17 protein-coding genes are annotated in these 22,653 nt (G+C 64.4%); 12 read left to right on the top strand and 5 right to left on the bottom strand.

The window, feature by feature from the left end:
- Positions 1 to 261 precede the first annotated feature (261 nt).
- From adh to dsbD, 7 genes are all read left to right on the top strand, one after another.
- Positions 262 to 1,782: an aldehyde dehydrogenase gene (adh, locus tag AC15MQ_RS11360; protein ID WP_483080159.1), complete on the top strand. Its 1,521-nt coding sequence runs from the start codon at positions 262 to 264 to the stop codon at positions 1,780 to 1,782.
- Positions 1,783 to 1,880: 98 nt separating this feature from the next.
- On the top strand, positions 1,881 to 2,246 hold the full coding sequence (locus AC15MQ_RS11355; RefSeq protein ID WP_287653483.1) for a DUF779 domain-containing protein: 366 nt from the start codon (positions 1,881 to 1,883) through the stop codon (positions 2,244 to 2,246).
- Between the two features lie 74 nt (positions 2,247 to 2,320).
- Positions 2,321 to 3,946 carry a diguanylate cyclase domain-containing protein gene (locus AC15MQ_RS11350; RefSeq protein WP_483080158.1) on the top strand — a complete coding sequence of 542 codons (1,626 nt, stop codon included), beginning with the start codon at positions 2,321 to 2,323 and terminating at the stop codon, positions 3,944 to 3,946.
- A gap of 291 nt (positions 3,947 to 4,237) precedes the next feature.
- On the top strand, positions 4,238 to 8,641 hold the full coding sequence (locus AC15MQ_RS11345) for an EAL domain-containing protein (RefSeq protein WP_483080157.1): 4,404 nt from the start codon (positions 4,238 to 4,240) through the stop codon (positions 8,639 to 8,641).
- A 249-nt stretch (positions 8,642 to 8,890) separates the two neighbouring features.
- Positions 8,891 to 10,933 carry a diguanylate cyclase domain-containing protein gene (locus AC15MQ_RS11340; RefSeq protein WP_483080156.1) on the top strand — a complete coding sequence of 681 codons (2,043 nt, stop codon included), beginning with the start codon at positions 8,891 to 8,893 and terminating at the stop codon, positions 10,931 to 10,933.
- A 52-nt stretch (positions 10,934 to 10,985) separates the two neighbouring features.
- On the top strand, positions 10,986 to 11,309 hold the full coding sequence (gene cutA / locus AC15MQ_RS11335; protein ID WP_483080155.1) for a divalent-cation tolerance protein CutA: 324 nt from the start codon (positions 10,986 to 10,988) through the stop codon (positions 11,307 to 11,309).
- Positions 11,310 to 11,328: 19 nt separating this feature from the next.
- Positions 11,329 to 13,095: a protein-disulfide reductase DsbD gene (gene dsbD, locus AC15MQ_RS11330; protein WP_483080154.1), complete on the top strand. Its 1,767-nt coding sequence runs from the start codon at positions 11,329 to 11,331 to the stop codon at positions 13,093 to 13,095.
- Between the two features lie 12 nt (positions 13,096 to 13,107).
- Here dsbD and AC15MQ_RS11325 read toward each other — a convergent pair whose 3' ends face one another.
- Both AC15MQ_RS11325 and AC15MQ_RS11320 read right to left on the bottom strand, forming a co-directional pair.
- Positions 13,108 to 14,421 carry a right-handed parallel beta-helix repeat-containing protein gene (locus AC15MQ_RS11325; protein ID WP_287653478.1) on the bottom strand — a complete coding sequence of 438 codons (1,314 nt, stop codon included), beginning with the start codon at positions 14,419 to 14,421 and terminating at the stop codon, positions 13,108 to 13,110.
- Positions 14,422 to 14,485: 64 nt separating this feature from the next.
- Entirely contained in the window at positions 14,486 to 16,390 is a 1,905-nt protein-coding gene (locus AC15MQ_RS11320; protein WP_287653477.1) for a potassium transporter Kup, read from the bottom strand.
- Positions 16,391 to 16,740: 350 nt separating this feature from the next.
- On the opposite strand from AC15MQ_RS11320, the gene AC15MQ_RS11315 reads away from it, so the two are divergent.
- Entirely contained in the window at positions 16,741 to 18,114 is a 1,374-nt protein-coding gene (locus AC15MQ_RS11315; protein WP_483080153.1) for a CorA family divalent cation transporter, read from the top strand.
- A 28-nt stretch (positions 18,115 to 18,142) separates the two neighbouring features.
- Here AC15MQ_RS11315 and hemL read toward each other — a convergent pair whose 3' ends face one another.
- From hemL to thiD, 3 genes are read right to left on the bottom strand one after another with little or no spacing between them, the layout of a single operon-like run.
- The gene (gene hemL, locus AC15MQ_RS11310; RefSeq protein WP_483080152.1) at positions 18,143 to 19,423 is read right to left on the bottom strand and encodes a glutamate-1-semialdehyde 2,1-aminomutase; all 1,281 of its coding nucleotides are present in this window, start codon (positions 19,421 to 19,423) and stop codon (positions 18,143 to 18,145) included.
- Entirely contained in the window at positions 19,395 to 20,063 is a 669-nt protein-coding gene (gene thiE / locus AC15MQ_RS11305; RefSeq protein ID WP_483080151.1) for a thiamine phosphate synthase, read from the bottom strand. Before thiE ends, hemL begins: the two co-directional genes overlap by 29 nt.
- Positions 20,056 to 20,922 (bottom strand): bifunctional hydroxymethylpyrimidine kinase/phosphomethylpyrimidine kinase, encoded by an 867-nt coding sequence (gene thiD / locus AC15MQ_RS11300; protein ID WP_287666281.1) that lies wholly within the window; start codon positions 20,920 to 20,922, stop codon positions 20,056 to 20,058. Before thiD ends, thiE begins: the two co-directional genes overlap by 8 nt.
- A 113-nt stretch (positions 20,923 to 21,035) precedes the next feature.
- Here thiD and AC15MQ_RS11295 point away from each other — a divergent pair, with 113 nt between their 5' ends.
- From AC15MQ_RS11295 to AC15MQ_RS11280, 4 genes are all read left to right on the top strand, one after another.
- A complete protein-coding gene (locus AC15MQ_RS11295) occupies positions 21,036 to 21,224 on the top strand; it encodes a rubredoxin (protein WP_287666282.1) in 189 nt (62 codons plus the stop codon).
- Positions 21,225 to 21,350: 126 nt separating this feature from the next.
- Positions 21,351 to 21,710, top strand: coding sequence for a response regulator (locus AC15MQ_RS11290; RefSeq protein ID WP_434735604.1), 360 nt, complete (start codon positions 21,351 to 21,353; stop codon positions 21,708 to 21,710).
- Positions 21,711 to 21,754: 44 nt separating this feature from the next.
- Positions 21,755 to 22,117 carry a response regulator transcription factor gene (locus tag AC15MQ_RS11285; RefSeq protein WP_287653470.1) on the top strand — a complete coding sequence of 121 codons (363 nt, stop codon included), beginning with the start codon at positions 21,755 to 21,757 and terminating at the stop codon, positions 22,115 to 22,117.
- 14 nt (positions 22,118 to 22,131) lie between these two features.
- Positions 22,132 to 22,641: a chemotaxis protein CheW gene (locus AC15MQ_RS11280; protein ID WP_287653469.1), complete on the top strand. Its 510-nt coding sequence runs from the start codon at positions 22,132 to 22,134 to the stop codon at positions 22,639 to 22,641.
- Positions 22,642 to 22,653 lie beyond the last annotated feature (12 nt).

Here is a 22,653-nt window from a genome sequence, read left to right as displayed (position 1 = left end):
CGGCCGGGCAAGCGGCGGGCAAGACCGACCCCTGACGCCGGACAGTGGGAAATTTCCGATTGACAGCCGCGGCGCAGATCCGAGACACTGATCGCGGCATCCCTGCGCACATCGGGTTTCCTATCCATCCGCCAGGATGGAAGAGAAATCGACATTTATCAATCGCTTGCTTTCGTCAGCGTGACCGGCGCGCAGCGGGCGACAGGGCTGCCGGGCCGTGGGGTTCCCCGTACGGCCATCCATAACCAAGAGGAGAGTCCGATGCTTTACGCCCCACCCGGCGCCGCTGGCGCCAAGCTGCAATTCAGGGCCAGATACGACAACTTCATCGGTGGCGAGTGGGTCGCCCCGGTCAGGGGAGAATACTTCGAAGTCATCACGCCGATCAGCGGCCGCCCGTACACCTCGGTGGCCCGTTCCACCGCCGAGGACATTGAACTGGCGCTCGATGCGGCGCACGCCGCCGCCGAGAAGTGGGGCAGGACGGCCGCCGCCGACCGCGCCAACATCCTGTTGAAAATCGCCGATCGCATCGAGGCCAATCTCGAAGTGATTGCCTACGCGGAAACGGTGGACAACGGCAAGCCGATTCGCGAGACGCTCAACGCCGACATCCCGCTCACCGTCGACCATTTCCGCTACTTCGCCGGTTGCCTGCGCGCGCAGGAAGGCGGGATCAGCGAAATCGACGAAAACACCGTCGCCTACCATTTCCACGAACCGCTGGGTGTCGTCGGCCAGATCATCCCCTGGAACTTCCCGATCCTGATGGCCGCCTGGAAACTCGCCCCGGCCATCGGCGCCGGCAACTGCGTCGTCCTCAAACCCGCCGAATCGACGCCGATCAGCATTCTGGTGGTGGCCGAACTGATCGCCGACCTGCTGCCGCCGGGGGTACTGAACATCGTCAATGGCTACGGCCGCGAAGCCGGCATGCCGCTGGCCACCAGCAAGCGCATCGCCAAGATCGCCTTCACCGGCTCCACCTCGACCGGCCGTGTGATCGCCCAGGCCGCCGCCAACAACCTGATCCCGGCGACGCTGGAACTCGGCGGCAAGTCGCCCAACATCTTTTTCGAGGACGTCATGGCTGCCGACGACGGCTTCCTCGACAAGGCCATCGAAGGCCTGGTGCTGTTCGCCTTCAACCAGGGCGAGGTGTGCACCTGCCCGTCGCGCGCACTGATTCAGGAATCGATCTACGACCGCTTCATGGCGCGCTGCCTGGCCCGCGTCGAGGCCATCAAGCAGGGCAACCCGCTCGACACCGAGGTCATGATCGGCGCCCAGGCGTCGCAGGAGCAGTTGAACAAGATCCTCTCCTACCTCGACCTCGGCAAGCAGGAAGGCGCCACCTGCCTGATCGGCGGCGCGCGCGCCAACCTCGGCGGCGACCTCGCCGGCGGCTACTATATCCAGCCGACGCTGCTCAAGGGCCACAACAAGATGCGCATCTTCCAGGAAGAGATCTTCGGCCCGGTACTCGCGGTCACCACCTTCAAGGACGAAGCCGAGGCTCTGGCGATCGCCAACGATACCCTCTACGGTCTGGGTGCCGGCGTCTGGAGCCGCAACGGCAATGTCGCCTATCGCATGGGCCGCGCGATCAAGGCCGGACGCGTGTGGACCAACTGCTACCACGCTTATCCGGCGCACGCCACCTTCGGCGGCTACAAGGAATCCGGCATCGGCCGTGAAACCCACAAGGTGATGCTCGACCACTACCAGCAAACCAAGAATCTGCTGGTCAGCTACAGCGAACAGAAACTGGGCTTTTTCTGAGCGCGGCGCGCCGTGGCTGACCCGCACGGCGGGCAGCCCGGCAGGGGCGGGCAACCGCCCCGCGCTTTTCCGGAGGTTCCCGACACGAGGAGAGCAGCATGGTCGCACGCGTCATCGCCACACCCGCAGCGCTGGAACTGATCGAACGTCTGAAGACAAAACACGGGGAACTGATGTTCCATCAGTCGGGTGGCTGCTGCGACAACAGCGCGGCCAACTGCTATCTGCCGACCGACCTGACCATCGGTGCCGGCGATAAACACCTCGGCGACATCGGCGGCGTGCCTTTCTACATCAGCAAATCGCAATTTGAATACTGGAAGCACACGCAACTGATCATCGACGTCATCGACGGCCACGGCGGGACCTTCTCGCTCGAAGGTCCGGAAGGCAAGGCCTTCCACACCCGCTCGCGGGTATTCAACGACGCCGAGCGGGCTGAGCTTCAGGCGACCGACGACTGAGATAGGAAACCCATGCCCTCGGCCACGACGGCAATGCTGATGGAAACTCCCGGAGATCCCGCCAGGCGGTGGCGATGCCGCCGGTCAACAGCCCTGTGGCGACACGGCGCTGCCGCCCGATGATGCACTGGTCGCTCGATGTGCGCACGGTCATCCTGCTGCTGTTCTTCGGCAATCTGGTCACCGTTGGCATCCTTTCGGCGTACACCCGTGATCAAGGCGCGGCACGACCGTACCGCCTGTTCCTGATCAGCAAGCTCATCCAGGCCGCGGCCTGGGCCTTGCTCGGCCTGCGTGGCGAAATTTCCGACCTGCTGTCGGCGCCGATCGGCAATACCCTGCTGTTCATCGGTTTTTCTCTCGAAGCGGTAGCCTTCGTGAGCCCGTACAAGCAGGATCAGCGCCTGGAGACGCTCTTCGCCACCTTGGCCGGGGTCGGCAGCGTCGCCTTCTGGGTGTTCGGCAATACGCCCAGCCAGCGTGTGGCGATCGCCTCGCTGACCACCATCGCCCTGTTCGGCACCGCCGGTGTGGCCATACTGCGCAACCATGGGACCTCGCAGGTGCGGCGGGTGATCGCGAGTTCGTATGCCCTGCTTTGCCTGGTGCTGGTGTTCCGAACCGGCAGCGCCTTGTCCGGACCTGCAGAAACAGGCCTGATGTCCGGCAACCCGGCGCAAACGGCGGCCTTCATGACCATGTTTCTGTTCATGCTGCTCGGCAGTACCGGCTTCCTGTTGCTGATGAAGGAACGGACCGACCAGCTGCTGTCCGAAGCGCACCGGGAACTGCAGGCACGCGAGGCGCTGCTGACAAACGTTTTCAACACCTCCAGCGTCGCCATCTTCGTGGTCGACAGCGACGGGCGGATCACTCTGGCCAACCAGCGCATGGCCGAGATGTTCGATCGCCCGCTCGATACCCTGATCGGCAGCCTTTATGTCGACTATATCGATCCCCTGGAGCGGGCCATCGCCCAGCAGCGGATGCTCGCCCTCCTCGACAACAGCAACGCGTTCCTGAAACTGGAGCGGCAGTACGTCCGTCTGGATGGAACGTCCTTCTGGGGGTTGTTGACCGGCGCCCGCATGTACGACCCCGGCGCCAAGGCGTACCGACTGGTTGGCGTCGTCGCCGACATCAGCGACCTCAAGCAGGCCGAAAGCCGTATTCGCGAGATGGCGCAACGCGACCCGCTGACCGGCCTTGCCAACCGTCTCCTGTTCTCCGACCGCCTGCAACAGGCGATCTCCGTCGCGCAGCGCGATCACTCACCGCTGGCGCTGCTGTATCTCGATCTCGACAACTTCAAGCCGGTGAACGACGATTACGGGCACGCCGTCGGTGATCTGCTGTTGCGCGAGGTGGCGCAACGACTGACGGCGTGCGTTCGCCACTCCGACACCGTCGGCCGGATTGGTGGCGACGAATATGTGCTGCTCCTGCGCACGATGAATGGCGACGGGAGCGCGCAGGCGATCGCCGAGAAGGTTCGCCAGGCGATACAGCAGCCGTTCGTTATCGAGAACCATCGGATCAGCATTTCCTGCAGCATCGGCGTGGCGCTTTACCCGGACCACGGCGGCGATGAACTGACACTGCAACGCAGCGCCGATGTGGCCATGTACCGGGCAAAGCGGGATGGACGCAATATGGTGCGGGCAGCAGAAGCCGCCACACCCACGCTTCCTGCAGGGTAGAATACCGCGAACGGTTTTGCCGGCTTTGCTGTTGCATGCCGGCAGGGCATTCGACCGGCAATCGCCGGCCTGGAATCCCCGGTCGGCGGGGCGCTGACCGGAGCGCATGCGGACTTACGGACGGCCTCGTGGAAACGCTTCCTAGTGCAACGCCGAATCGGTCCTGGCCCGGGGAGACTGACCCTGCTCCCGACGCATGCGCCCTGACGGTCGATGTCCGTTCGTTGACGATTCTCCCTGCTGAGCGACGCGCCGCAACGGCACGCGCCCGGGCGGCCGGAGCTTGAGCGCATGAACCCGCGCATCCGCCCGATCCTGACCGCCACCCTGGCTTTTCTGGTGGCCCTGTTCGCCATCTGGGCGCTCGACCGCTGGATCGTGCGGCCGGCCTTCGTCGAGATCGAACAGGCGCAGGCTTTCGAGGACGCGGCGCGCGCGCGCGCGGCAATCGATGGCGAGTTGCGCGAACTCGGCGAAGAGTTGAGTGACTGGGCGCAATGGGACGACGCCTACGCGTTCGCGGCCAGCCGCGACCCCGCTTTCGTCGCCTCCAATCTCGGCGACTGGCGCCTGCTGGAAAAAAACTCGCGGCTGAATCTCTGTTTCATCTTCGCGCGCGACGGCCAGGTTCTCTACGGTGGCGGCTATGACGCTCAACTGGGTGGCTTTCTGACGCCGGCAGCATTTGCCGGCGAGACGCCGCCGATCTGGTCGATACTGGCGCCGCGGCTGGCGAGGGAGGAACCCTACGGCGGTGTTCTGTCCACCGAGAATGGCCTGCTGCTGCTCGCCGCACGTCCGATCGTGACCACACGCGGAACCGGTGTGGCCCGCGGCATGCTGGTCTTCGGCCGCTTTCTCGACGACAAATTGCTGCGCGCGCTGGGCACGCAGACCCAGGTCACCTTCGAACTGCTGTCGGCAAGCGACCCACGCCTGTCGCCCCTGGAACGTGATTATCTGGATACGCTGCGGACTGGAGAAGCCGTGTTGCGACCCGCCACGGACGGGACGCTGTTCGTATACGAAGCGCTGGCCGGGCTCGATGGCCAGGCGTTGGCGCTGCTGCGCACACCGATCCGACAGGAGATCTCCGCGACTGCCGCGCGCACCAGCCAGACCCTGATCGGATCCCTCGGGTTGGTGATGCTGGCGCTGTTGCTGATACATACCTGGTTGCGATCGCGCGCCGAGCGTACCGACAAGGATCGCCACGCCGCCGCCGCGGGTGTGGCCGCGCTGGTGCTGCTGATCGGGCTGACCCTGACCTACGGCCTGTTTACCGAATGGCGCGAGCGCAGCCGGCAGGCGCTGACCCGTGATTTCCAGGCCGCAGCCGCGGAAAGGGCCGAACGCGTGCGCGCGTCGATCGAAAACAACCTCGACGAGATCGAAACCGTTCGACGCTTCTTCGCCGGCGTCGCCAGCGTCAGTCGTCAGCAGTTCAGCACGTTTGTGACGCCAACGCTGGAGCGGCACAGGTTTCAGGCGCTGGAGTGGCTCCCGCGCGTGCCGCACGCGCAGCGCGCCGCCTACGAGGCCGCAGCCCGCCGGGACCACCTTGAGGATTTCCAGTTTACCGAAAGCAATGCCGAGGGCCGGCTGGTACGCGCCGGCGACCGCGCCGAGTATTTCCCCGTGTATTACCTGGAGCCGCACGCCGGCAACGCGGCGGCACTGGGTTTCGCCCCCGGCCCGGAGCATCCGGCGCGTGGCGCGCCGCTCGCCAAGGCGCGCGACCAGGGGCAACTGACGGCCACCGCGCGCTACGTCCTGGTGCAGGACCGGGCCAGCAGCGAACGTTATTCGATTCTGGTGTTTGCACCGGTCTACCACGGTCTGCCGATGCCGGCCGAGGTCGATCAGCGCCGTCGTCACCTGCACGGCTTCGTGCTCGGCGTCCTGCGTGTCGGCGACATGGTCAGCGACGCACTGCAGGGCGCCGAACCCGGGCAGTTGTCGTTCCGCCTGCTCGATCTGACGGCCGGCAGCGAGCAAGGCTGGTTGTACGATCATCCGCCAGGCGGCGCTTTCCCGGCAGCGACGACCAGCGACCTGCGGTTCTCCCGTGACTTTCCTCTCGCCGACCGCTTCTGGCGCATCGAAGTGGCACCGAGCGCTGCCTTCGTTGCCCGTCACCACGATCAGAGCTATCGCTGGATTCCGGCCGGCGGCGGCCTGCTCACCCTGCTCGCGGCGATGTATCTGTTCGCTCTGGTGGCGCAACGCCAGCGTGCGGAACAACTGGTCGCCGAACGCACCATCGCGTTGCGCGCCAGCGAGGCGCAGTTCCGCCAGATCATCGAGCATGCCCCGTTCGGCTTCCATCTCTACCGCCTGACTGCGGATGGCCGGCTGCTGCTCTGCGGCGCCAATCCGGCGGCCGAAGCGATGCTCGGCATCAGCCAGGCGGCTTGCATGGACAGACCGGTCGAGGAGATTCTCCCGGGCCTGCTGGCCAGCGAAATTCCCGCCGCTTGCCGCCAACTGGCACGCACCGGCGGAGCGCGACGCTGGGAAAGGGTAGCGTATGGCCAGTCGGGAAAGGATGACAGCTTCGAGATGGTGGCCTTCCAGACCGCGCCGGGTCTGGTCGCCGTGGCCTTCGCCGACATCACCGAACGACGGCGTGCGGAAGCGGCGCTGCACGACAGCGAGCAACGTTTTCGGGCGATGATCGAGCACGCCCCCGACGGCATTGCCCTGTTCAACGGCAGCATCCGCTATGCCAGCCCGGCAGTATCCCACCTCCTCGGCTACACCCCGGAAGAAGCCCTGGCTCTGGATCCCGAGCAAGCGACGCATCCCGACGACCTGCCGTTCATGCTGCCGCTGCTGAACGAGCTGACGCAGAGGCCGGGAGATGTGGTCTCGGCACGCTATCGCTTTCGCCACAAGGACGCCTCCTGGCGCTGGCTGGAGAGCACGATCAGTAACCTGCTCGACAAACCGGCAGTGAACGCGCTGGTCTTCAATTTCCGCGACGTGACCGAACGTCAGCAGGCCGAAGCTCACCTGCGGCTGGCGGCGGCAGTGTTCGAAGCGGCGCGCGACGCGATCATGGTCACCGACTCGAAGTGGAACATCGTCGCCGTCAACCCCGCCTTCAGCACCCTCACCGGCTATGCCGAAAGCGAGGTACACGGACGCAAGCCACACCTGTTGTGGGCCGAGCGGCAACCGCCAGCGTATTTCGAGAGCATGGCGCGGACCCTGGCCGTCGCGGGCGTATGGCAGGGTGAGTTCTGGGCCCGGCGCAAGGACGGCGAGCGTCGCGCCGCGCTCGCCAGCCTGGGGACGGTGCGCAATGCCAACGGCACGATCAGCCATCACGTCGGCGTGGCCACCGACATCACCGCCCTCAAGATTGCCGAACAGCGCATCGAGCACCAGGCCTACTACGACGCATTGACCGACCTGCCGAACCGCTCACTGCTGGCACAGCACGCGGAACTGGCGCTGGCCCGGGCAACACGCCAGCGCAGCGCGCTGGCGCTGCTGTTTCTCGACCTGGACCAGTTCAAGGAAGTCAACGACTCGCTCGGACACGCCGAGGGCGATGCCCTGCTGGTGCAGGCGGCGGCTCGCCTGCAGGAGATTACCCGCGGCGAGGATACGGTCTGTCGACTGGGCGGCGACGAGTTCGTGCTGTTGCTGCCGGGTACTGCTCAGGACGGTGCGTTGCGGGTGGCCGACAAGTTGCTGACGGCGTTCCGCGAACCGTTCATGGTTGCCGGCCATCCCCTGCGGACCACGGTATCGATCGGCATCGCCCTTTTCCCGAACGACGGCACCAGCTTCGCCGAACTGCTGAAAAACGCCGACACCGCGCTCTACCAGGCCAAGCAGGAGGGTCGCAACACGCGCATGTTCTACGACCGGCAGATGAACGCCGCCATCCTGCAGCGCCTGGTGCTCGAAAGCGAGTTGCGCCAGGCGCTCGCCAGCGGCCAGTTGCGCGCTTACTACCAGCCCAAGATACGGCTGAGCGACGGCCAGACGGTCGGCGCCGAAGCGCTGCTGCGCTGGCCACACCCCGAGCACGGCATGATTCCACCGGGGCGCTTCATTCCGGTCGCTGAAACCAGCGACCTGATCGTCGAACTGGGGGTCTGGATGCTCGGCGAAGTCTGCCGGCAACTGGCGCGCTGGCGCGCCGCCGGTCTGCCGATCCTGCCGGTGGCAGTCAACCTCGCCGCCCGCCACTTCCGCCAGCCGGGTCTCGCCGACTGCATCCGCGGGCTGCTCGAAGCCAGCGCCCTGCCTGCGCAGGCACTGGAGCTGGAACTCACCGAGTCGAGCCTGCTGGAAGCCGGACCGCAGACGGCGGAAACCCTGCAGGCCCTGGAAGAACTCGGCGTCGGCCTGGCCATCGACGACTTCGGCACCGGCTACTCCAGCCTCAGCTATCTCAAACGTCTCCCCCTCAGCGCCTTGAAAATCGACCAGAGCTTCGTCCGCGATCTGGTCAGCGATCCCGATGACCGCACCATCGCCGCGGCCATTGTCGCCCTTGGTCACGGCCTGGGTTTGAAGGTGATCGCGGAAGGCGTGGAGACCGCCGAACAGCAGCGCATCCTGCTCGACCAGGGCTGCGACCTGGCGCAGGGCTACTGGTTTGGCCACCCCGTGCCGCCGGAAGCCTTCGTCGCCGCGTGGCAGGCAAACTCCGCCATCCCGGCTCAGGCTTGCTGACTTGATCGCCAACGAGCTGCAGCGGGCGAAGGATCTGTTCTCGGCGCGCCGGCAACGCGATCCCTGGTATGTCGCCCGGCTGTGGCTCCGCTATCGCTTTCGCCTGACGCGCGACCAGTCGCGATTCCCCCCTCTGGCAGGCAAAGCCCGCAGGGCGTGGCAGGGGAATTCCCGAACTCCCTCACCTTCACGCATTCGGCGCCTTTGCGCCGAATGCGTGTCACTGCGGTCGGCATTGCCGAATCATACATGCGCATCAGATCCCTGTTGACGGTCGCGGTTTCCCTGGCCATGCTGGTCACGGTCGGGCTCGGAGCGGTCCTGTGGTTGGTTGCCGAGCAGCTTGCGCAAGTCTCTGCGGAGCAGGCACGCGCCCAGGCGGTTGCCCGTGACGCCTCGGCCCTGCTGGTACTGACGCATGAATATGCGCTGCACGCCGAGGAACGCATACGGCAACAATGGCGGGCACACCACGCACACCTTCTCGATACACTGGCGGCGCCCTCCGGTGACGTTCGCTCGACGCCGCAGGAAGCGGCCGCCCAGGCCAACGCCCTGTCCACACGCTTCGATCAATTGGCGGCCACCACCGGCACCAGCAAGGACCAGGTTCAACAGCGCCGGACCCTGCTGCTCGATCAACTGCTGACCCATACGCAGGCCCTTTTCGACACCGCCAATCGCTGGGGCGACACGGCCGGCGCCAGCCGGCAAGCCGTCGAGCGGGGCTTGCAATGGCTGCTGATTGCTGTTCCGGGGGGGATGCTGGTCATTCTCGTCGCCCTCGCGGCCCTGCTCGCCCGGCACGTGCTGGATCCGCTCTCCAGGCTTCATGCGGCGGTCCTGGCGGTGGCGCGCGGTGATCTTTCGGTGCGCTGCGCCAGTACCGCCGCGGATGAATTCGGGGTACTGGCGCGGACCTTCGATGCCATGGCCGTCGATCTGGTCAGCCAACTGCGCAGGGAGGTCGCCGAACGCCAGCAGGCCGAACAGTCGCTCGCCGAGTTCAGCCGGGAATTCGAGACGTTTCTGGACCAGACCCCCGAGTTCGTCTATTTCAAGGACCGTGACAGCCGTTTTCGTTTCTGCAGTCAGACGCTGGCCCGCATCACCGGTCACGCCAGTTGGCGGGAAATGATCGGCAAGCACGACCTCGAGGTCTTTCCCGCCGATACTGCCCGGATCTACTTTGAGGAAGAGCGGCCGATCTTCAGCGAGGGCCGGTCGCTTCTCGACAAGGTCGACCCCTATTATGACGCCGATGGCCGACCCGGTTTCGTACAGACCTGCAAGTGGCCCCTCTTCGACGACCACGGCCAGGTGGTCGGACTGATCGGCACCAGCCGCGACATCACCGAGCAGAAACGCAACGAGGGCCGCCTGCAACTGGCTGCCAGCGTGTTCACGCACGCCCGCGAGGGGATCATCATCACCGACGCCGACGCGCGCATCGTCGAGGTCAACGACGCATTCACCCGCATCACCGGCTGCAGCCGGGCCGAAGCCCTGGGCCAGAACCCGCGCATTCTCAAGTCCGGTCGCCAGGCGCCGGAGTTCTACACCGCGATGTGGCAAGCGCTCACCGAGCAGGGACACTGGTCCGGCGAAGTCTGGAACCGGCGCCGCAACGGCGAGGTGTACGCGGAACTGCTGACCATCAGCGCGGTACGCGACGCGGCCGGGACGACGCAGAACTATGTCGGCCTGTTCACCGATATCACCCTGATCAAGGACCATCAACGCGAACTCGAGCACATCGTCCATTACGATGCCTTGACCCGCCTGCCCAATCGCGTGTTGCTCGCCGACCGCCTGCACCAGGCCATGGCGCAGAGCCAGCGCCGCGGCCAGTCGCTGGCGGTGGTCTACCTCGACCTCGACGGTTTCAAGGCGGTCAATGACCAGCACGGCCATGAAGCCGGCGACGAATTGCTGATCTGCGTCGCGCGCCACATGCACGACGCCCTGCGTCAGGGAGATACCCTGGCACGCATCGGCGGCGACGAGTTCGTCGCGGTACTGGTCGATCTGGCGGATCCATGTGACTGCGAACCGGTGCTCCTCCGCCTTTTGCAGGCGGCTGCCAGATCGGTGACCGCCGCCGAGACGCTGCTCAATGTTTCCGCAAGTATTGGCGTAACCCTGTACCCGCAGGACGAGGCAGATGCCGACCTGCTGTTGCGCCACGCCGACCAGGCCATGTATCTCGCGAAGCAGGCGGGCAGGAACCGCTACCATCTGTTCGATGCCGATCAGCTCGCAGCCGTGAAAAGCCAGCGCGAGACTCACTGACACCTGCGCCAGGCCCTCGACCAGCGGGAACGATGGAGTAGAATCACACGCCGTGACCACCCTGCTCGTCCTGACCAACCTGCCCGACCGCCCTGCCGCCGAAGATCTGGCGCGGGAACTCGTCGAGGCGCGGCTGGCGGCGTGCGTGAATATCCTGCCGGCGTGCCACTCGATCTACCGCTGGCAGGGTGTTCTCGAAACGGCCGACGAGGTACCGCTGTTGATCAAGACGACCAGTGAGCGTTACCCGGCGCTGCAGGCAGCGATTCGCAATCGTCACCCCTACGAGCTTCCGGAGGTGATCGCGCTACCCGTGATCCAGGGGCTGCCCGACTATCTCGCCTGGGTCGCCCACGAAACGCGCCCCCCCGACTGACTTCTCCATGATTCCCGCCATGATCCGCTGGTTGCTCGCTTTCACCATGCTGCTAGGCACCCTGGTGTGCGCCGATGAATTTCTCGACCCGGCACTCGCCTTCAAGCCGACGGCGCACGCCCTCGACGGACAAACCCTGGAAATCCGCTTCGAGATCGCCAAGGGCTACTATCTCTACCGTGACAGGTTTCGTTTCACGGTCGAGCCGGCGACTGTGGAACTCGGCGCACCGCTCCTGCCGCCGGGCAAGGAGAAGCGCGACGACACTTTCGGCGACGTCGAGGTGTACTACCACGAAGCGATCATCCGTCTGCCGGTCGTGCGCAACACCTCGGGACCGCTGCCGCTGACGCTCATCCTGACCTCACAGGGCTGTGCTGACGCTGGCATCTGCTATCCGCCACAGCAGCAGAAGCTCGCGGTGCAGTTGCCGGACCCGGCGACGGCACCGCTCGTCGCGACAGCCGCGCGCGCGGGCCCCGCAGGCGACGAGTCGGGACACATCGCACAGCTGTTCCGACACGCCGATTTCTGGCTGCTGATCGGCAGCTTCTTTGGTTTCGGGCTGCTGCTGGCGCTGACCCCCTGCGTCTTCCCGATGATTCCGATTCTGTCGAGCATCATCATCGGTGCCGGGCGCCATGGTCGCTCGGTGTCGCACGCCCGCGGCTTCTCGCTGTCGCTGGCGTACGTTCTCGGCATGGCCGTCACCTATGCCGCGGCCGGCGTCGCGGCCGGGCTGACCGGCACCCTGCTGGCGGCGGCGCTGCAGAACCCCTGGGTGCTGGGAGGCTTCGCCGCGGTGTTCGTGGTCCTCGCGCTGTCGATGTTCGGCTTCTACGAAGTGCAACTGCCGACCTTCCTGCAAAGCAAGGTGTCCGAGGAGGCACGCCATATCCGCGGTGGCTCGCTGCCCGGCGTCGCTGCCATGGGCGCATTGTCGGCGGTCATCGTCGGACCTTGTGTCGCCGCGCCGCTCGCCGGAGCCTTGCTCTACATCGGCCAGACCGGCGATGCGGTACTCGGCGGCGCGGCGCTGTTCGCGATGGGCCTGGGCATGGGCGTACCGCTGCTCGCCGTTGGCGTCTCGACCGGCAGCTTGTTGCCCCGATCCGGACCGTGGATGGAGGCCATCAAGAAGGCGTTCGGCGTGGTCCTGCTGGCGACCGCCGTCTGGATCGTCTCACCGGTGATTCCGGTGGTCGCCCAGATGCTGGCATGGTCGCTGCTGCTGATCGTTCCGGCGATCTATCTGCATGCGCTCGATCCCTTGCCGCCGCACGCCAGGGGCTGGCAACGCTTCTGGAAAGGCATCGGCATCGTCCTGCTGCTGCTCGGCGCGGCGATGCTGCTGGGAACGCTTGCCGGCTCGCGCGATCCGCTGCAGCCGCTGTCGGTCCTGCGCGGCGGCACGGCGAGCGCCGACACCCGGCCCCTGGCGTTTACCCGCGTGCGCTCGCTGGCCGAACTCGACAGCCGCATCGCGGCTGCTGCGGGGCAGCCGGTATTGCTTGATTTTTATGCCGACTGGTGTGTGTCGTGCAAGGAAATGGAACGTTTCACCTTCGCCGATGCGCGCGTGCAAGACAGGCTGGCCGGCTGGACCTTGCTGCAGGTCGACGTCACTGCCAGTTCGGATGACGACCGGGCTTTGCTGCAGCGCTTCAGGCTCTACGGGCCGCCGGGAATCATCTTCTTCGACCGCAGCGGCAAGGAGATCGAGGGCCTGCGCGTGATCGGATTCCAGAACGCCGAGGCGTTTCTGGCCCTGCTGTCGCGCGTGTAATAGTTTGCCTGGCTACTGTAGTGCGCCTGGCGACAGCGGCTTGCCGACGGCAAGTTGACGTGTGCCGACAGGAAAGCGGAATTCCGCCGTCGGGACCAGACTCTGCTCACGGACGAACCCGGCGGGGCTGGCCTGGCCGCGCAACGGCGAGTTGCTCGGCAGGGCCAGCGCCTGCCCCCCGTTGTCGATCAGCATGGCCTTGTCGGCAAACTGGTTGCCTGCATGGCGCCCTGGGGCTTGCGGCGTGAAAGCGCCGCGGCCGACGAGCAGGTTGTTGATCGCCCAGACTTCGGTTCCCGCCGGCATCCGCTCCGTCCAGACGCGCAGAAAGCGGCCATCGGGCCGGTCATCGATCAGCGTGTTGTGCGCCAGGTACAGCGCATTGTCGGGCCAGCGTTGCCCCTCGGCGGCGTAGGAAATCAGATCCGGATTGTCGCTCGTCGGACTCTGCCCGATGACATTGCCGATCACCCAGGCCAGCCCACCGTTCGGGAACTCGAGCTCGTACGAGGCGCTGCCGCCGACACCGTCAACGATCAGGTTGTAGAGGATCGCACTTTCGCGCGCCCGCGACTTGATCAGATGTCCGCGAAAGCCTTGCTGGAAGCGGCTGCCGCGGACACTCAGGCGGCCAATCCCTCCGGCATAGAGCAGGTGATGCAGCGCGCCACTGGCGTGCTGGGGTGCCTCACCGAACTCGCTATCCTCGACTTCGAGCACCGTGTCGGCAAAGTTGCCCGTCAGAATGCCCATCTCGTTGTCGAAGAACGCGCAGCGCAAGACCTTCAGATGCCCACGCTCGAAACGAATGCCGGCGCCGTTGCCGTTCGGGACGCGCGCGCCCCTGAATTCGATGTTCTCGATCAGCATCTCGGCGTTGCGCACCACCCACAGCGCCTTGCCTTCGGCGCTGGCCCCATCGGCAAGCAACAGCGGGCGCTTGCCGACGCCGCGAATGGTCAGCCGGCCTTGCGTCCAGACCACCGCTTGTTGCCGATACTCGCCGGGCAGGATCTCGATGGTGTCGCCGTCACGCGCCAGGCGCGCGGCTTCGCTGATGCTCCTGACCTCTTCCTGCGGGCCGACGACGATGGTCCTGCCGTTTGCCGCAGCACTCGGCACCTTCTTGTCCAGATCCTGCACCTGACTGCCGTCCCTGCCGACCGCCGGGCCATCGGCAGGCGGTTTGACGACCTCGATCCGACCCTGTTCGTTGCGACGAATCGGGCCCAGCTCAATGGCTGCCGCGGGCAGATTGTCGGCCAGTACCGGCGTGGCGGCCAAAACCACGAGCAGCGTGGCGGCAAGGCGTCCGGCGTGGATCATGGCTTCCTCCGTTGCGTTGGCGCTGGCCTGACGACGTCCGGGTAGCCGGTAGAAAGGGCGCGGCCTACGATAGTTCGACCTGCGCGCCCAGTTCTACGACGCGGTTGGGTGGCAGCTTGAAGAACGCGGTCGCGGTATCGGCGTTACGGAACATCCAGGTAAACAGAATCTGGCGCCAGCGGGCCATTCGCGAGCGCCTGGAGATCGGCATGCTGACGACGGTCTCGCGACCGAGGAAAAACGAGGTCTCCATCATCTCGAAGTCCATGCCGTGCGCGGCGCACAACGCCATGGCGTGCGGCAGATCGGGGTCGTCCTTGAAGCCGTAGCGGACGAACACCCGATGAAATCCCGCCGGCAGCGGGTCGACGCGCACCCGCTCGCTTTCGGGAACATGCGGCACGTCTTCGGTAAGCACATTCAGTAGCACCACGCGCTGGTGCAGGACCTTGTTGTGATACAGGTTGTGCAGCAGCGCCCGCGGCACGCTCTCGGGGTCGGCAGTCAGGAACACGCCGGTACCGTCGACCCGATGCGGCCCGCCCATGGCGAGACCGCTGATGAAGGCATGGATGGGTACCGAATCCTGCTTCAGTTTTTCATAGAGCAGTTTGCGACCGAGTTTCCAGGTGGAAAGCAGGGCGAACACCGAAAAGCCCAGCGTCAGCGGGAACCAGCCGCCGTCGAGGATCTTGATGACGTTGGCCGAAAAGAAAGCGAAGTCGACGACCACGAAGAACACCAGAAAAAGCGCCGCGCGCCGCCAACTCCACTTCCACAAGGCGTGCACGACGACAAAAGCGAGAATCGTGTCGATCATCATCGTCAGTGTGACGGCGATGCCGTAGGCCGAAGCGAGATTCGACGACGAGCGGAAGCCGAGCACGACGATGATCACCGTCAACAGCAGCAGCCAGTTGATGTTCGGCACGTAGATCTGGCCCTTTTCGCGCTCCGAGGTAAATCTGACCTGGATGCGCGGACAATAGCCGAGTTGCATGGCCTGGCTGGTCAGCGAAAAGGCACCGGAAATCACCGCTTGCGAAGCGATCACCGTCGCCACGGTGGCCAGGATGACCAACGGGATCAGCAGAATCTCACTCGGCGCCATCAGGAAGAAAGGACTCTCGATCGCCTTCGGGTCGTTGAGGATCAGCGCCCCCTGACCGAGGTAGTTGAGATACAGCAGCGGAAAAACGAAAGCGAACCAGGCCCACTTGATCGAACGGCGACCGAAGTGACCCATGTCGGCGTACAACGCTTCGCCGCCGGTAATCGCCAGCACTACCGACCCCAGAGCCAGGTAGGCCAGGCCTTGGTTGTCGATGAAAAACTTCACTGCATACCAGGGATTGATCGCCGCCAGGACCGATGGATACTGGATCACGTTCCACAGGCCGAGCAGGCCAAGGGTAGCGAACCAGAACATCATCAGCGGTCCGAACAGCGCGCCGACGGCGGCGGTACCGTGCCGCTGGAAGAAGAACAGCAGGACCACGATGCTGATCGTGACCGGCAGGACATAGGGTTTCAGCAAGGGGGTGACGACTTCGAGTCCTTCGACCGCCGAAAGCACCGACATCGCCGGGGTGATCACCGCATCGCCATAAAACAGCGCGGCACCAAAAATACCCAGCGCCGACATCAGCCAGAGTATTCGCGGCGAAGCATTCGCGGTGCGCAGCGCCAACGCGGTCAGGGCCATGATGCCGCCCTCGCCCTTGTTGTCGGCACGGGTGATGAACACGACGTATTTCAGCGACACGGTGATGGTCAGCGCCCAGAAGACCAGCGAGAGAATGCCGAGCACGTTTTCCGGAGTAACTGGCAGTGGATGGTGACCGCCAAAGACCTCCTTCATGGTGTACAAGGGACTCGTGCCGATGTCGCCGAAAACGACGCCCATTGCCGCCAGCGCGGTAGCCGCGAGGCCGGTCTTCTCGCCGTGCGGCGCGTGTGTTGCGGTCATGTCCCCTCCCGGAACATCAGTTACGGAATGCCATCCACCTGCCCGGTTCATTGATAGGGCGCCCCAATTCACCCTGCCAATGTATCCGCCCGGGCAGACATCGCCGCTGCGGCCCAGCCCGCCCGCTGCGGTGCAGCAACAAGGGCAGGATTGTAGGACGATTATGCACCCGCCACAAGGACGGCAACCGCCGCACGGGGGTGTCCGCAAACAACGCAGGGGCTTGTGCGGAAAGGGATTTCAAGTTGTTTCGGGAGCCAAATAAAAGGTCTTCACGGCGGATCCGGCAACACCGGCGGTGCTACAATCGGCACCCCTTTTCAGCATCCGATCATCAGGGAGTCAAGAGCGTGAGCGAAGAAAACAGACCGCATGTCCCTGAAATGCTGCAAAAACGCCTTGCCGAAGTGCACCTCACCGAGGTGCGCTCACTGCTTTCGCTGCAGAAGCTGGTCGAAGATCTGGTACGCGAGCAGGAAACGCCGAATCAGGACGAGGTCGACGTCGAACTCCAGCAGCAATATCGCAAGGAGCTTCGCCAGAAGCTCAAGCTGATGCCACCGAGGGAAGTCGCTTATATCCTTGAATCACTCGAACCCAACGAGCGCCTGGTCGTCTGGGATGAAGTCAAGGAAGGAGCCGACCCGATCCTGGCACTGCTCCCCGACGACGTCCTCGAGGAGTTGATCGACGACAGTCACTACCGCAACGAGAAGACGGCGGTTACTGCTTTCGAGATTCGTGACGGGCGACTGCGCCAGATCACGGTCACCAGCCCCGAGGATCTGAGCAACGTCAAGCCGATCTGGGTCGACCTGGTCGCGCCGACGAAAAAAATCCGCGCCTGGATCGGCGGCTTGTTCGACGTCGATCTGCCGGACCCCGGCAACCTGACCGACCTGGAAGCCAGCGCCCGCTTCTATGTGGACGAGGAGGGGCACACCCATCTGCACTCCGACTTCCTGCTCGACACCCGCGAGGAATCGCGCAACGTTCCGGTCGCTCTGATCCTTCAGAACGATGTGTTATTCACGGTGCGCAGCGAGGAATTGCCGGTGTTTCGCCTGCAGCGCGCGCGCGCGCGCACCCGCCCGGGCTACGTCAGCAATGGCACCGATGTGCTGCTCGACCTCTACGCAGCCGATGTGGAGTACTCTGCGAATGCCCTGGAGGATGTCTACGGCGAGCTGGAGAAAGTCGGCAGGCAGGTGTTGCGCTCGCATACCACCGACCAGGAAGCCTCAAAGATACTGACGGCGATTTCCGAGGCCGAGGATCTCAACGGGCGCACGCGCCGCAGCGTACTCGACACCCGACGCGCCCTGTCCTTCCTGCTGCGCGGCAAGTTCCTCTCCGACACGCAGCATGCCGACGTGCGCGAGATCCTGCGCGACATCGAATCGCTCGATGGTCACACGGCTTTCCTGTTCAACAAGATCAACTTCCTGATGGATGCCACCGACAGTGCGATCAACATCAATCAGAACAAGGACATCAAGCGGCTGACGATCCTTAGCGTCATATTCATGCCGATCAATGTATTGGCCGGCATGGGCGGCATGTCGGAATTCTCGATGATGACCGAAGGGATTCCCTGGCCGATCGCCTACGGCACTTTTGCCTGCGCCATGGTGGGTGTCGGCGCCTTGACCTATTTCGGGCTACGGCATTTCGAGCAGGGCCGGGCAAGCAACAGCCAAGCGGCAAACCGGCGGACCGACTGATTCTTCGTCCGCAGCGGCCGGATGCCCCTCACCAGGCGCTGAACACCGCTTCCGCAGCAGCGATGGTGCTGGCGATGACGTCCTCGCTGTGCGCGGCCGAGACGAAGCCGGCTTCGAAGGCCGACGGAGCGAAGTAGTGACCGGCATCGAGCATGGCGTGGAAGAAGCAATTGAAGGCGTCCTTGTCGCAGTCCATCACTTCGGCGTAGCTCTGCGGACACTGCGAACGGAAATACATCCCGAACATGCCGCCGATCGCTTGCGCGCAGAACGGCACGCGATGTTTGTCGGCGGCCGCAACCAGGCCGTCAGTGAGTTGCCTGCTGCGCTGCGCCAGCGATTCGTAGAAACCCGCGCCGCGCAGCAGTTGCAGCGTCGCCAGACCGGCGGCGACGGCCACCGGATTGCCGGACAGGGTACCGGCCTGGTACACCGGGCCGAGCGGGGCGATCATGGCCATGATCTCGCGCCGGCCACCGAAAGCACCGACCGGCATGCCGCCACCAATCACCTTGCCGAGCGTCGTGAGATCGGGAGTGATGCCATAAAGACCTTGCGCACCCCTGGCACCGACACGAAATCCGGTCATCACTTCGTCGAAGATCAGCACTGCCCCGTGAGCCGTGCACAGGTCGCGCATCGCCTGCAGGAAAGCAGGCTGCGGCGCGATCAGGTTCATGTTGCCGGCGACCGGCTCGACGATCACCGCGGCGATCTGCGGGCCGTGCTCGGCAAACGCCGCCGCAAGTCCGACGCAATCGTTATAGTCGAGCACCAGCGTATGCCGGGCGAGATCGGCGGGGACACCGCCTGAACTCGGATTGCCGAAGGTAAGCATCCCCGAGCCGGCCTTCACCAGCAGGCTGTCGGAGTGGCCATGGTAACAACCCTCGAACTTGATCAGCAGGTCGCGCCCGCTAAAACCGCGTGCCAGCCGGATCGCGCTCATCGTCGCTTCAGTGCCGGAACTGACCAGGCGAACCATTTCGAGCGTAGGCAACATTTCGCACAACAGTTCGGCCATCTCGACCTCGCCGGCGGTCGGGGCACCGAAGGAGAGTCCCTGCAACGCCGCCGCGCGGACCGCGGCGACCACTTCGGGATGCGCGTGCCCAAGAATCAGCGGCCCCCACGAGCCAACGTAATCGACGTAACTCTTGCCGTCTACGTCGACGACGCGCGCACCGGAACCGGAGGCGAAAAAGCGCGGCGTACCGCCAACCGAACGAAAGGCCCGGACCGGCGAGTTGACGCCACCCGGGATATGCCGCTGTGCGCGCTCAAAAAGTTGCTGATTGCGGGAACTCACGAGTTTCGTCCTTGAACAGTTGTTGATAGGCCGCGGCGCGCGCCGCCACATCCGGCGCGTCGAAAAGATCGCTGATCACCGCCAGCAGATCGACGCCGACTGCCAGCAACGGCGCCGCGTTATCCAGCCGGATACCACCGATGGCGCAGGCCGGCAACCGCAATTCGGCGCGGCAGCGGCTGAACAGCGTAATCGGCGCGCGCACCGCCAGGGGCTTGGTCGGCGAGGGGTACACTGCCCCAAAGGCAAGGTAATCGGCACCCGCCGCTGCAGCGGCACGCGCGCACTCGAAATCGGCGTAACACGAGGCGCCGAGCAGACGACCGCGGGCAAGTGCCTGCCGGGCCGTCAGCAGGTCACCATCCGTTGCTCCGAGGTGTACGCCGTCGGCGTCGACCGCCAATGCCAATGCCAGGTCATCATTGATCAGCAGACGCGCGCCGAACTGCCGACATAAGCGCTGCAAGGCGCGTGCCGCCTCCGCACGCCGTGTCGAATCCCGGCTCTTGTCCCGATACTGGACGAGCGCCGCACCACCACGCAGGGCAGCCTCCACATGCGCCAGCAGGCCAGCCGGCGGCAACCCTTCGGGGGTGATCGCGTAGAGACCGCGCAGGCTATTGGCGACCGCTTCAGGCATCGAGGGCTCCGCTACGTAAACGGGTCTGGTAGAAGCGGTCCGGAATGTATTGGCCCATTCCCGGCCGGAAGCCGGCCGCCAGCGTCTGCCAGGTGTATTCCTGGGCGGCCCACACCGCGGCATCGATCGACAGGCCGCGGGCGAGATGCGCGGCAATGGCCGAGGCCAGCGTGCAACCGGAACCGTGATAGCTGCCGTGCAGACGATCCCAGGCGTCGCTGCGCACCAACCCGAGCCTCTGGGCATAGAGATCATTGACCACGCGCGCAGTATTTTCATGCGTGCCGGTCAGCAGCACATACTCGCAACCCAGGTCCAGCAAGGTCTGCGCACATTCGGCCAGAGGCGCCGGGCTGGCCTCGTCATGTTCGCCTTCACCAGCACGTTCTTCGCCGACAGCCAGTCGGCGAGCTTCGAGGGAATTCGGCGTCAATATCGTGGTCAGCGGCAGCAACAGTTCGCGCAAACCCGAAATCATTTCCTCGTCCGCGAGTTCGTCGCCCCGCCCGGAAGCCAGCACGGGGTCGAGCACCACTGGCAAGCCGGGGTAATCGGCGAGAATTTCGGCGATTACCACGATATTCTCGATGCTGCCCAGCAGACCGATCTTGAAAGCGGCAACCGGCATGTCCTCCAGCAACGTTCGCGCCTGATCCTCGACACAATCGGAATCGATGGCCAGGACGCAACCGACGCCGACAGTGTCCTGCACGGTCAGCGCCGTCGTCACCGACAACGGGTGGCAGCCAAGCGAAGACAGGGTCATCAAGTCCGCCTGCATGCCGGCGCCGCCGGAGGGGTCGCTGGCGGCAAAGGTCAGCACGATGGGCGGCAACTGCTGGGGAGATCGTGGAAGCATGAGGAAAAGTCTGGGCAGCGGAGTGGTCTGGTGCACAAAGTCTTGGCAGCAACCCAAGGGTTTGGCTAGAATCTCGATGATTTTTCGATTCTAACCGAAAACAGACAGCGACCATGAACCCAGCAAGCGCCGAAACCTACCGCACATGGATGTGCCTGACCTGTGGTTTCCTCTACGAGGAGGCTGCGGGACTGCCGGACGAAGGCATCGCGGCGGGGACGCGCTGGCCGGATGTGCCGATCAACTGGACGTGTCCGGAATGCGGCGCACGCAAGGAAGATTTCGAAATGATCGAGATCTGAAGACAATGCGGTATAGTAATGCCGGCAGGAGATGATGTCGGATCCGGGACTTCATTAGAATAATGACTGGGGACACCCTGGAGGAGTGAATTGGCTGAAGCTGCAAGCCCGCGCGGCGTCAAGGTCATGGTCATCGATGACAGCAATACCATACGGCGTAGCGCGGAGATTTTCCTGGTGCAGGCCGGCTGTCAGGTGTTGCTTGCCGAGGACGGCTTCGATGCACTCGCCAAAGTGGCCGATCACCAGCCCGACGTGATCTTTTGCGACATCGTGATGCCGCGCCTCGACGGCTATCAGACCTGTGCCCTGATCAAGAAGAATCAACGTTTCCGCGCCACGCCGGTGATCATGCTGTCGTCAAAGGATGGCCTGTTTGACCGCGCACGCGGGCGCATGGTCGGCTCCGACCACTATCTGACGAAGCCATTCACCAAGGACAGCCTGCTGCAAACGGTCGCCACCTTCGCGCCGCCGACAGCCTGAGAAAACCCGAACTTGCCGAGAGGGAACTGCGAAAGCAGAAAGCCATGACCATCAAGAAAATTCTCGTGGTTGACGATTCACCGACCGAACGTCATGTCTTGAAAGTCCTGCTGGCCAGCAATGGTTACGAGGTGCTGACCGCCGAGAGCGGCGAAGAGGGTATCGCCAAGGCCAAGAGCGAGTTGCCTGACCTGATCCTGATGGACGTCGTCATGCCCGGCCTGAACGGCTACCAGGCAACCCGTACCCTGACCCGCGATCCGACGACACGGAACATCCCGGTCATCGTATGTACGACCAAGGGACAGGAGACCGACAAGATCTGGGGCTTGCGCCAGGGTGCCCAGGACTACCTGGTCAAGCCGGTCAATGGTCAAGAGTTGCTGGCCAAGATTGCAGCGCTCTAGACGGCGGCCAGGGCATGACCAAGAAGATCAGCCTGCATGAATTCCAGTCCTACCTCGCGGCCCGGTTGGCCGGGACCAGCAATCAGAGCTCTGCCGGACTCCTCGGCATTCAGGCGGGATCGGACTTCTGGCTGCTCGATCTCGCGGACTCGGGTGAAATCGTACCGCTGAGTCCGCTGACCAAGGTGCCGCTGACCAAACCCTGGTTCGCGGGGATCGCCAACATTCGCGGCAATCTGTACTCGGTCGTCGACCTGTCCGCTTTTCTGGGCAAGGACGTCACCCCCCAGAATACCAGTTCGCGACTGCTGCTGATTGGCACCCGCCATGGCAGCAACGCGGCCCTGCTGGTCACGCGCATGATCGGCCTGCGCAACGTCGAGGCCTTGAATCCGGAACCGCAAAATGGCGCCGCACCAGCCTGGGCACACGAAGCCTATACGGACAACGAAGGCCGCCGCTGGAACAAGCTCAAGGTGCGCGAGTTGCTGGCAGACGAGGCGTTCATGGACATTGGCGCTTGAGCCGCTGTCGTA

It is taken from the genome of Candidatus Accumulibacter propinquus (genome assembly GCF_056856495.1).
This window is presented reverse-complemented; position numbering and strand designations above follow the sequence as displayed.